Source organism: Streptomyces sp. NBC_01320, assembly GCF_035974375.1.
GTDB lineage: Bacteria > Actinomycetota > Actinomycetes > Streptomycetales > Streptomycetaceae > Streptomyces > Streptomyces yanii.
Genome location: NZ_CP108390.1, coordinates 8,576,572 through 8,588,348, shown reverse-complemented (window position 1 = coordinate 8,588,348; position 11,777 = coordinate 8,576,572). Strand labels below are relative to the sequence as shown.

The 11,777-nt window shown below is 64.1% G+C and carries 5 protein-coding genes and 3 rRNA genes; 1 reads left to right on the top strand and 7 read right to left on the bottom strand.

The window, feature by feature from the left end; genetic code table 11:
• Window positions 1-3 precede the first annotated feature (3 nt).
• On the bottom strand, window positions 4-963 hold the full coding sequence (locus tag OG395_RS39070) for a FecCD family ABC transporter permease (protein ID WP_327249598.1): 960 nt from the start codon (window positions 961-963) through the stop codon (window positions 4-6).
• A 275-nt stretch (window positions 964-1,238) separates the two neighbouring features.
• On the bottom strand, window positions 1,239-2,267 hold the full coding sequence (locus tag OG395_RS39065; RefSeq protein WP_327247135.1) for an HAD hydrolase-like protein: 1,029 nt from the start codon (window positions 2,265-2,267) through the stop codon (window positions 1,239-1,241).
• Window positions 2,268-2,339: 72 nt separating this feature from the next.
• Between OG395_RS39065 and OG395_RS39060 the strand changes: the two genes are divergently transcribed.
• A complete protein-coding gene (locus OG395_RS39060; protein ID WP_327247134.1) occupies window positions 2,340-3,617 on the top strand; it encodes a DUF1015 domain-containing protein in 1,278 nt (425 codons plus the stop codon).
• Between the two features lie 68 nt (window positions 3,618-3,685).
• On the opposite strand, the gene OG395_RS39055 is transcribed toward OG395_RS39060, so the two are convergent.
• The 5 genes from OG395_RS39055 to OG395_RS39035 all read right to left on the bottom strand — a co-directional run bounded on the left by OG395_RS39055 (window position 3,686) and on the right by OG395_RS39035 (window position 11,225).
• The gene (locus OG395_RS39055) at window positions 3,686-4,411 is read right to left on the bottom strand and encodes a tetratricopeptide repeat protein (protein WP_327247133.1); all 726 of its coding nucleotides are present in this window, start codon (window positions 4,409-4,411) and stop codon (window positions 3,686-3,688) included.
• Window positions 4,411-5,748 carry a hypothetical protein gene (locus tag OG395_RS39050; protein WP_327247132.1) on the bottom strand — a complete coding sequence of 446 codons (1,338 nt, stop codon included), beginning with the start codon at window positions 5,746-5,748 and terminating at the stop codon, window positions 4,411-4,413. The genes OG395_RS39055 and OG395_RS39050 overlap by 1 nt, the downstream gene beginning before the upstream one ends.
• Before the next feature lie 292 nt (window positions 5,749-6,040).
• Window positions 6,041-6,157: ribosomal RNA gene (gene rrf, locus OG395_RS39045) — 5S ribosomal RNA — on the bottom strand.
• A gap of 108 nt (window positions 6,158-6,265) precedes the next feature.
• Window positions 6,266-9,390: ribosomal RNA gene (locus tag OG395_RS39040) — 23S ribosomal RNA — on the bottom strand.
• Window positions 9,391-9,699: 309 nt separating this feature from the next.
• Window positions 9,700-11,225: ribosomal RNA gene (locus tag OG395_RS39035) — 16S ribosomal RNA — on the bottom strand.
• Together the 16S, 23S and 5S rRNA genes form the textbook arrangement of a ribosomal RNA operon.
• Window positions 11,226-11,777 lie beyond the last annotated feature (552 nt).

Below are 11,777 nucleotides of genomic sequence, written 5' to 3'. Positions count from 1 at the left end.
CCTTCACAGCTGGGCCATCCTCTTGCGGCGTACGAGATGGATGAAGACGGGACCGCCGAGCAGCGCGGTGACGATGCCGACCTGCAGCTCGGACGGCCGGGCGATCACCCGCCCCACCACGTCCGCGCCGAGCAGCAGCACCGGCGCGAGCACGGCCGCGTACGGCAGGATCCACCGCATGTCGGGGCCGGTGATCGCGCGCACCAGGTGGGGGATCATCAGCCCGATGAAGACGATCGGCCCGCAGGCGGCGGTCGCGGCCCCGCACAGCAGAGTGACGGCGAGCATCGCGAGGACGCGGGTGCGGGTCAGGTGGGCGCCGAGCGCCCTGGCGGTGTCGTCGCCCATCTCCAGGGCGTTCAGCGGCCGGGCGATGAGCAGTGCGAGGACGACACCGGCCGCGATGAACGGCCACACCTTGCCGACGGTCTCCATGTTCGCCGAGGCCAGCGACCCGACCGTCCAGAACCGCAGCCGGTCGAGCGCCGCCGCGTCCAGCAGCTGTACGGCGTTGACATAGCCGAACAGCGCGGCGCTGGCCGCGGTCCCGGCGAGGGCGAGGCGTACAGGGGTCGCGGACCGGCTGCCACCGAGCAGGTACACCGCGACCGACACGACCGCGGCGCCGAGGAACGCGAACCACACGTACCCGGTCAGCGAGGTGACACCGAAGAAGCTGATCGCGGACACGACAGCTGCCGAGGCTCCTGCGTTGACCCCGAGCAGTCCGGGTTCTGCCAGTGGGTTACGGGTCAAGGCCTGCATCACCGCACCGGCGAGGCCGAGCGCGGTGCCGACGATCAGCCCGAGCACGGTCCGCGGGATGCGCACCTCCCGTACGAGGACATCACCGTGGGTCCCCGAGGCGTGGAACAGACCGTGCCAGACATCGGCGAGGGGCAGGGCCTTGGCACCGATCGCGACACTCGCGAGGCACACCAGCACCAGCGCGACCACGGCCATCAACAGCCCTACGGCACGCATCGCATGGCGCCCGGGGGGCGCGGATGTCACCGGCGCGGCCCTAGGACCTGCGCTCGGCTCTGGCGGACTCTCGACCAACACGAGGTTAGGTTAGCCTACCCTCTTAAGCTATCGAGCCGCCCGGCTCCCCGTACACAACGGAACGCCGCATACGCCCGATTCATCCCGCAAGGATTCGTCGCCCCGGCGAACTCCCGGACCCTCCGGCCCAGTTACCCACGCCCCGCGCGCAGCACCCTCCGGCTGCCGCCGGACTACAGCCCGATCCTGGCCACCGCCTTCCCCGCATCAAGCCGGCACGCCCCCTCACCGGCGTACGACCAGGCGGCCCCGCACAGCGCCCGCAGCCCGTCGAGCACGTCCCCGTCGCCCTCCAGCGCCAGCTCGTCGCCGCGCACCAAGGCCGTCCAGCCACCGCAGCCGAACCCACCGCCGTTCTCCGTCACCTCGGGCTGCCCGGTGAGCAGTCCCCGCAGATCCGCATCCACATACGTCGGCCGGTGCTTCGGCTCGGCCGCCACCAGCTGCGCCGCGTCCGTCACCCCGGTGAGCACCAGCAGAGAGTCCACCCCACCGTTGAACGCACCCTCGATGTCCGTGTCCAGCCGGTCCCCGACCACCAGCGGCCGCTCCGCCCCGGTCCGCAGCACGGTCTCACGGTGCATCGGCGGCAGCGGCTTCCCGGCGACCTGCGGCTCGGCACCGGTGGCGATCCGTACGACCTCGACCGCCGCACCGTTGCCCGGCGCGATCCCCCGGGCGCTCGGAATCGTCAGATCGGTGTTGGACGCGAACCACGGCACCCCACGGTTGATCGCGTACGCAGCCTCCGCGAACCGTCCCCACGCCATGTCGGGACCGCCGTACCCCTGCGCCACCGCCACCGGCTCGTCGTCCGCCGACTCCACCGGCACCAGCCCGCGCTCCACCAGCGCGACCTTCAGCCCCTCACCCCCGACCACGAGCACCCGAGCCCCGGCAGGCAGCTGATCGGCCATCAGCCGGGCAACCGCCTGCGCCGAGGTGATCACGTCGGCGGGCTCGGCCGGCACCCCGAGCTCGGTCAGATGGTCCGCCACGGCAGCCGGCGTACGCAGCGCATTGTTGGTCACGTACGCGAGATGCATTCCGCGGTCCCGTGCGACGCCCAGCGAATCGACGGCATGCACGATCGCGTGGCCGCCCGCGTACACCACCCCGTCAAGATCCAGCAGAGCCGTGTCGTACGCCTCGCTCAGCGCAGTGCTGATCCCGCTCGGCCGGGTTCTGCTCACCTGACTCATATCTTTACGCTCCTCGTTGCATGCTTCTCCCCCGATCATCGCGCATCGCCACAACGCACATACGATGCAGAAATGAAGACACCAGGTCCCACCGGCCAGGGACTGCGCCTGATCCCGTTCCGCGGTCTTCGCTACGTCCCCGAGCGGGTCGGCAGTCTCGCGGCGGTGACCTCACCGCCGTACGACGTCGTCGTGCGCCCCGACGGCCTGCACCACCTGGAATCGGCGGACCCGCACAACATCGTCAGGTTGATCCTGCCGCAGGCCGACACGGCCGCCGCCCGCCAGGAGCAGGCCGCCGAGACTCTGAACCGCTGGCTCGACGAGGGCATACTGGTCCCCGAGAGCGAGCCCGCGCTGTACGTCTACGAGCAGCGCAGCGGCGAGATCCTGCAGCGCGGCATCGTGGGAGCACTGGCGCTCTCCTCCCCCGCCGACGGCATCGTCCTGCCGCACGAGGACGTCATGGCCCATGTCGTCGAGGATCGCGCCAACCTGATGCGCACCACAGCCGCCCACCTGGAACCGCTCCTGCTCACCTACCGCAGCGAGGGCGACCCGACCGGCGCGACCGCTGTGATCGAGCGCACCATCCACCGGCCGCCGCTGCTCGCGACGACCACCGAGGACGGCTACCGGCACCGGCTCTGGGCGGTCACCGACCCGGCCGACCGGTCCGAGATCGAGACCGACCTCGCCCGCCACCAGGCACTCATCGCCGACGGCCACCACCGCTGGGCCACCTACCTCCGGCTGCAGCAGGAACACACCGACCCGGGCCCCTGGGACTTCGGCCTGGTCCTCCTCGTCGACACGGCCCGCTACCCGCTCCGGGTCCGCGCCATCCACCGGCTGCTGCACCGCCTCCCCGTCGCCGACGCCCTGGCCGCGTTGAACGGCACCTTCCGCGTCCGCGACATCGAGGAGCCACTCCCCGTTGCCCTCGACGCCCTCGCCGAGGCGGCCGCCGAGGGCAACGCCTTCCTGCTGGCAGGCGACGGCCGCTTCCATCTCGTCGACCGCCCGGACGAGGCGCTGCTGGCCCGCACGATCCCGGCCGACCGCCCACTCGCCTGGCGCACTCTCGATGCGACGGTGCTGCACGCGACGCTGCTCGACCATGTGTGGCAGATCCCCGACAGCCCGGAACACATCGCGTACATACACGACACCGAGGCAGCCGTGGAGCAGGCCGAGCGCCGCAACGCCACCGCGGTCCTGATGCATCCGGTGCGCGAAGAAGTCGTCCGGGACCTGGCCCGACAGGGAGTCACCATGCCCCGCAAGTCGACCTCGTTCGGCCCCAAGCCGGCCACGGGCCTGGTCCTGCGGAGCCTCGCCCTCGACTGAGCGCGGGCACGGACGCAGGACACAAAAAAGAGGGCGGCATCCCTTCCGGGATGCCGCCCTCTCATGTCCTACGCCTTCGCAGACCCGTCCTCATCCGCATCGTCGCCATCGCCATCGCCATCGCCATCAGTGTCGGTGCCGGCTTCGGCCTCGACCGTCTCCTCGTCGTCGCTCTCACCGAGAGCGTCGACGAACTCGACACCGTCCAGCTCGGCGAGCCGGTCCGACGCGTCGGTGGCACCGTCCTTGTCGGCCTCCAGGGCCTTCGCGAACCACTCACGCGCCTCGTCCTCGCGCCCGGCGGCCAGCAGCGCATCGGCGTACGCATAGCGCAGTCGCGGCGTCCACGGGTGCACGGCGCTCGATGCGAGCTCGGAGCTCTGCAGGGTGACGATGGCGGCATCGATCTGCCCCATGTCCCTGCGCGCCCCGGCGGCCACCAGACGCATCTCGACCTGCCCGGCCTTGTCCAGCTTCTGCACCTCGGGCTCGCCGGCCATGGCCAACGCCCGCTCGGGCCGCCCGAGTCCACGCTCGCAGTCGGCCATGACGGGCCACAGCTCCACGGAACCGGTCATCCGCTTCGCCGCCCGGAACTCGGCCAGCGCCTCCGAGTACTTCTGCGTCGCGTACGCGGCAAAGCCGGCCGCCTCCCGCACAGCAGCCACCCGCGAGGCCAGCCGCAGCGCGATACGCGAGTACGCGTACGCCTGCTCGGGGTCCTCGTCGATGAGCCGGGCGACCATGACGAGGTTGCGGGCAACATCCTCGGCCAGGGTCTTCGGCAGGCTCATCAGCTCCTGCCGCACATCCTTGTCGATCTCGTCACCGATGACGTCGTCAGGAATGGGAAGCCGCTTGATCGGCTCACGGTCCCGGTCGTCCCGACGGTCGTAGCCACCACGCTCGTCCCGCTGTCCGCGGTAGCCGCCGCGCTCGCGGTCGTCCCGCTGCCCGCGGTATCCACCGCCGCCGCGGCTGTCGTCACGACGGAACCCACCGCGGTCGCCGCCGCTCGTGGGCCGACTGTCGTCGCGACGGGGCCCACGCGGCCGGTCGTCACGACGCTCGAAACCACCACCGGGACGCCCGCCGCGGTCGTCATCACGACGCGGCCCGCGATACCCACCACGGTCGTCCTCACGACGCGGCGCACGATCGTCGCGACGGAACCCACCACCGGAACCACCGCCGCGGCTGTCGTCACGACGGAAGCCACCACGGTCGTCTTCACGACGCGGCGCACGATCATCGCGACGGAACCCACCACCGGAACCACCGCCACGGCTGTCGTCACGACGGAACCCACCGCGGTCGCCGCCGCTCGTGGGCCGACTGTCGTCGCGACGGGGCCCACGCGGCCGGTCGTCACGACGCTCGAAACCACCACCGGGACGCCCGCCGCGGTCGTCATCACGACGCGGCCCGCGATACCCACCACGGTCGTCCTCACGACGCGGCGCACGATCGTCCCGACGGAACCCACCACCGGAACCACCGCCGCGGCTGTCGTCACGACGGAAGCCACCACGGTCGTCTTCACGACGCGGCGCACGATCGTCCCGACGGAACCCACCACCGGAACCACCGCCACGGCTGTCGTCACGACGGAACCCACCACCGGAACCACCGCCACGGCTGTCGTCACGACGGAACCCACCACCGGAACCACCGCGGCTGTCGTCACGACGCGGTCCGCGGTCGCTGTCGTCACGACGGAAGCCACCACGGTCGTCTTCACGACGCGGCGCACGATCGTCCCGACGGAACCCACCACCGGAACCACCGCCACGGCTGTCGTCCCGACGGAACCCACCACCGGAACCACCGCCACGGCTGTCGTCACGACGGAACCCACCACCGGAACCACCGCCACGGCTGTCGTCACGACGGAACCCACCACCGGAACCACCGCGGCTGTCGTCACGACGCGGTCCGCGGTCGCTGTCGTCACGACGGAAGCCACCACGGTCGTCTTCACGACGCGGCGCACGATCGTCCCGACGGAACCCACCACCGGAACCACCGCCACGGCTGTCGTCACGACGGAACCCACCACCGGAACCACCGCGGCTGTCGTCACGACGCGGTCCGCGGTCGCTGTCGTCGCGACGGAAGCCGCCCCGGTCACCGCCGCTCGTGGGCCGGCTGTCATCGCGACGGAAGCCGCCACGGTCGTTGTCCCGGCGCGGGCCGCCGGACCTGTCGTCACGACCACCCCGGAAGCCGCCCCGGTCACCACCGTCCCGGCGACGCGGCTCGCGCTCCGAACGATCGTCGGGAGAGTTGGTGGACATTGGTGGAACTCCTGTCTTCGGGTACTACATACATTCTCGCGCAGTCGGACACCCGACGCGCTTCGGCAAAACAAAAGGACCCCTGGTCCCAGCGTGAACGCTGGGACCAGGGGTCCTTGAAAGATTGTTCGGCGGCGTCCTACTCTCCCACAGGGTCCCCCCTGCAGTACCATCGGCGCTGAAAGGCTTAGCTTCCGGGTTCGGAATGTAACCGGGCGTTTCCCTAACGCAATGACCACCGAAACCCTATCGGGTTCTAGCGAACAAGCACACTTTTTAATTAATGAGTGAAGCTGTTCAACCGGTGCGACTGTTCGCAACCCGGGAACAACACAGTGGACGCGAGCAACTGAGGACAAGCCCTCGGCCTATTAGTACCAGTCAGCTCCACCCGTTGCCGGGCTTCCACATCTGGCCTATCAACCCAGTCGTCTACTGGGAGCCTTAACCCCTCAAAGGGGGTGGGAATACTCATCTCGAAGCAGGCTTCCCGCTTAGATGCTTTCAGCGGTTATCCTTTCCGAACGTAGCCAACCAGCCATGCCCTTGGCAGGACAACTGGCACACCAGAGGTTCGTCCGTCCCGGTCCTCTCGTACTAGGGACAGCCCTTCTCAATATTCCTACGCGCGCAGCGGATAGGGACCGAACTGTCTCACGACGTTCTAAACCCAGCTCGCGTACCGCTTTAATGGGCGAACAGCCCAACCCTTGGGACCGACTCCAGCCCCAGGATGCGACGAGCCGACATCGAGGTGCCAAACCATCCCGTCGATATGGACTCTTGGGGAAGATCAGCCTGTTATCCCCGGGGTACCTTTTATCCGTTGAGCGACAGCGCTTCCACAAGCCACTGCCGGATCACTAGTCCCGACTTTCGTCCCTGCTCGACCCGTCGGTCTCACAGTCAAGCTCCCTTGTGCACTTACACTCAACACCTGATTGCCAACCAGGCTGAGGGAACCTTTGGGCGCCTCCGTTACTCTTTAGGAGGCAACCGCCCCAGTTAAACTACCCATCAGACACTGTCCCTGATCCGGATCACGGACCCAGGTTAGACATCCAGCACGACCAGAGTGGTATTTCAACGGCGACTCCACAACCACTGGCGTGGCTGCTTCAAAGTCTCCCACCTATCCTACACAAGCCGAACCGAACACCAATATCAAACTGTAGTAAAGGTCCCGGGGTCTTTCCGTCCTGCTGCGCGAAACGAGCATCTTTACTCGTAGTGCAATTTCACCGGGCCTATGGTTGAGACAGTCGAGAAGTCGTTACGCCATTCGTGCAGGTCGGAACTTACCCGACAAGGAATTTCGCTACCTTAGGATGGTTATAGTTACCACCGCCGTTTACTGGCGCTTAAGTTCTCAGCTTCGCCGACCCGAAAGTCAGCTAACCGGTCCCCTTAACGTTCCAGCACCGGGCAGGCGTCAGTCCGTATACATCGCCTTACGGCTTCGCACGGACCTGTGTTTTTAGTAAACAGTCGCTTCTCGCTGGTCTCTGCGGCCACCCCCAGCTCACCGAGTAAATCGGATCACCAGTGATGGCCCCCCTTCTCCCGAAGTTACGGGGGCATTTTGCCGAGTTCCTTAACCATAGTTCACCCGAACGCCTCGGTATTCTCTACCTGACCACCTGAGTCGGTTTAGGGTACGGGCCGCCATGAAACTCGCTAGAGGCTTTTCTCGACAGCATAGGATCATCCACTTCACCACAATCGGCTCGGCATCAGGTCTCAGGCTCATGTGTGACGGATTTGCCTATCACACGCCCTACACCCTTACCCCGGGACTACCACCGCCCGGGCTGGACTACCTTCCTGCGTCACCCCATCGCTTACCTAGTACAAGTCTGGTTCGTCGGCTCCACCACTACCCTCAACTCCGAAGAGATCGGGCCGGCTTCACGGACTTAGCATCGCCTGATTCAGTATTGGGCGTTTCAAAGCGGGTACCGGAATATCAACCGGTTGTCCATCGACTACGCCTGTCGGCCTCGCCTTAGGTCCCGACTTACCCTGGGCAGATCAGCTTGACCCAGGAACCCTTAGTCAATCGGCGCACACGTTTCTCACGTGTGTATCGCTACTCATGCCTGCATTCTCACTCGTGAACCGTCCACAACTCGCTTCCGCGGCTGCTTCACCCGGCACACGACGCTCCCCTACCCATCCGTACTCCCGTTGGGGATACATGTACGAATGACACGACTTCGGCGGTACGCTTGAGCCCCGCTACATTGTCGGCGCGGAATCACTTGACCAGTGAGCTATTACGCACTCTTTCAAGGGTGGCTGCTTCTAAGCCAACCTCCTGGTTGTCTCTGCGACTCCACATCCTTTCCCACTTAGCGTACGCTTAGGGGCCTTAGTCGATGCTCTGGGCTGTTTCCCTCTCGACCATGGAGCTTATCCCCCACAGTCTCACTGCCGTGCTCTCACTTACCGGCATTCGGAGTTTGGCTAAGGTCAGTAACCCGGTAGGGCCCATCGCCTATCCAGTGCTCTACCTCCGGCAAGAAACACACGACGCTGCACCTAAATGCATTTCGGGGAGAACCAGCTATCACGGAGTTTGATTGGCCTTTCACCCCTAACCACAGGTCATCCCCCAGGTTTTCAACCCTGGTGGGTTCGGTCCTCCACGAAGTCTTACCTCCGCTTCAACCTGCCCATGGCTAGATCACTCCGCTTCGGGTCTTGAGCGTGCTACTAAAACGCCCTGTTCGGACTCGCTTTCGCTACGGCTTCCCCACACGGGTTAACCTCGCAACACACCGCAAACTCGCAGGCTCATTCTTCAAAAGGCACGCAGTCACGACTATTGCTCCGAAGAACAACAGCGACGCTCCCACGGCTTGTAGGCACACGGTTTCAGGTACTATTTCACTCCGCTCCCGCGGTACTTTTCACCATTCCCTCACGGTACTATCCGCTATCGGTCACCAGGGAATATTTAGGCTTAGCGGGTGGTCCCGCCAGATTCACACGGGATTTCTCGGGCCCCGTGCTACTTGGGTGTCTCTTAAACGAGCCGTCAATGTTTCAGCTACGGGGGTCTTACCCTCTACGCCGGACCTTTCGCATGTCCTTCGCCTACATCAACGGTTTCTGACTCGTCTCACAGCCGGCAGACCGTGAAAAAGAGATCCCACAACCCCGCATGCGCAACCCCTGCCGGGTATCACACGCATACGGTTTGGCCTCATCCAGTTTCGCTCGCCACTACTCCCGGAATCACGGTTGTTTTCTCTTCCTGAGGGTACTGAGATGTTTCACTTCCCCTCGTTCCCTCCACACTGCCTATGTGTTCAGCAGCGGGTGACAGCCCATGACGACTGCCGGGTTTCCCCATTCGGACACCCCCGGATCAAAGCTCGGTTGACAGCTCCCCGGGGCCTATCGTGGCCTCCCACGTCCTTCATCGGTTCCTGGTGCCAAGGCATCCACCGTGCGCCCTTAAAAACTTGGCCACAGATGCTCGCGTCCACTGTGAAGTTCTCAAGCAACGACCAGTCACCCATCAGTTCGCCCTTACAGGCGAGTTCACTGGGGCCGGCGTTCGAAGGCAGCCTTGCGGCCATACCTTCAGACACCCAACAGCGCGCCCAGTACCCAGAATTCAATCGGTTCGCTTTCCACGCTCCAAGGAGCAGTACTTGCGACCCGGTTGAACCACCAGGTACTGAATAGTCAACGTTCCACCCATGAGCTACCACCGTCGAACATTTGCCGACGTAGTGGCCTCTGACCAAGCACGCTTGGTAAGAAGTGCTCCTTAGAAAGGAGGTGATCCAGCCGCACCTTCCGGTACGGCTACCTTGTTACGACTTCGTCCCAATCGCCAGTCCCACCTTCGACAGCTCCCTCCCACAAGGGGTTGGGCCACCGGCTTCGGGTGTTACCGACTTTCGTGACGTGACGGGCGGTGTGTACAAGGCCCGGGAACGTATTCACCGCAGCAATGCTGATCTGCGATTACTAGCAACTCCGACTTCATGGGGTCGAGTTGCAGACCCCAATCCGAACTGAGACCGGCTTTTTGAGATTCGCTCCGCCTCGCGGCATCGCAGCTCATTGTACCGGCCATTGTAGCACGTGTGCAGCCCAAGACATAAGGGGCATGATGACTTGACGTCGTCCCCACCTTCCTCCGAGTTGACCCCGGCAGTCTCCTGTGAGTCCCCATCACCCCGAAGGGCATGCTGGCAACACAGAACAAGGGTTGCGCTCGTTGCGGGACTTAACCCAACATCTCACGACACGAGCTGACGACAGCCATGCACCACCTGTATACCGACCACAAGGGGGGCACCATCTCTGATGCTTTCCGGTATATGTCAAGCCTTGGTAAGGTTCTTCGCGTTGCGTCGAATTAAGCCACATGCTCCGCTGCTTGTGCGGGCCCCCGTCAATTCCTTTGAGTTTTAGCCTTGCGGCCGTACTCCCCAGGCGGGGAACTTAATGCGTTAGCTGCGGCACCGACGACGTGGAATGTCGCCAACACCTAGTTCCCAACGTTTACGGCGTGGACTACCAGGGTATCTAATCCTGTTCGCTCCCCACGCTTTCGCTCCTCAGCGTCAGTAATGGCCCAGAGATCCGCCTTCGCCACCGGTGTTCCTCCTGATATCTGCGCATTTCACCGCTACACCAGGAATTCCGATCTCCCCTACCACACTCTAGCCTGCCCGTATCGACTGCAGACCCGGGGTTAAGCCCCGGGCTTTCACAACCGACGCAACAAGCCGCCTACGAGCTCTTTACGCCCAATAATTCCGGACAACGCTTGCGCCCTACGTATTACCGCGGCTGCTGGCACGTAGTTAGCCGGCGCTTCTTCTGCAGGTACCGTCACTTTCGCTTCTTCCCTGCTGAAAGAGGTTTACAACCCGAAGGCCGTCATCCCTCACGCGGCGTCGCTGCATCAGGCTTTCGCCCATTGTGCAATATTCCCCACTGCTGCCTCCCGTAGGAGTCTGGGCCGTGTCTCAGTCCCAGTGTGGCCGGTCGCCCTCTCAGGCCGGCTACCCGTCGTCGCCTTGGTAGGCCATCACCCCACCAACAAGCTGATAGGCCGCGGGCTCATCCTTCACCGCCGGAGCTTTTAACCCCGTCCCATGCGGGACAGAGTGTTATCCGGTATTAGACCCCGTTTCCAGGGCTTGTCCCAGAGTGAAGGGCAGATTGCCCACGTGTTACTCACCCGTTCGCCACTAATCCACCCCGAAGGGCTTCATCGTTCGACTTGCATGTGTTAAGCACGCCGCCAGCGTTCGTCCTGAGCCAGGATCAAACTCTCCGTGAATGTTCTCCCGTGATCGGGATGACACACACGAGAGCGGAACGACCGGTCGGAATAGGACCGATCGTTCACAGCGTCCTCGCTGTGTAATTGCCTACCGGAACCGTGAGGCCCGGCAGGACTTTCAAAGGAACCTCGAACCTGCCGAAGCAGGCCGGGGTATCAACATATCTGGCGTTGACTTTTGGCACGCTGTTGAGTTCTCAAGGAACGGACGCTTCCTTTGTACTCACCCTCTCGGGCTTTCCTCCGGGCTTTTCCCTTCGGTCTTGCGTTTCCGACTCTATCAGACTCTTTCGTGTCCGATTCCCGGTCGAAGCGGGTTCCGCTTTCCAGTTCTTCGCTTTCGCGTTTCCCTTTCCGGCGGTTCCAACCTTACCAGACTCTTTTTCGCTTCCGTTTCCGGTCCGAATTTGATTCCGGTGGCCTTTGGAGTGACCTTTGCCTTTCGGCGTGTCCGCTACTTTAGTCGATTTCCTTGGCAGCTCATAATCGAGCCGATGGGATCGAATTACGGCATGCCGAATTCGCACCCGCCAGGGTGAATCGAAGGTA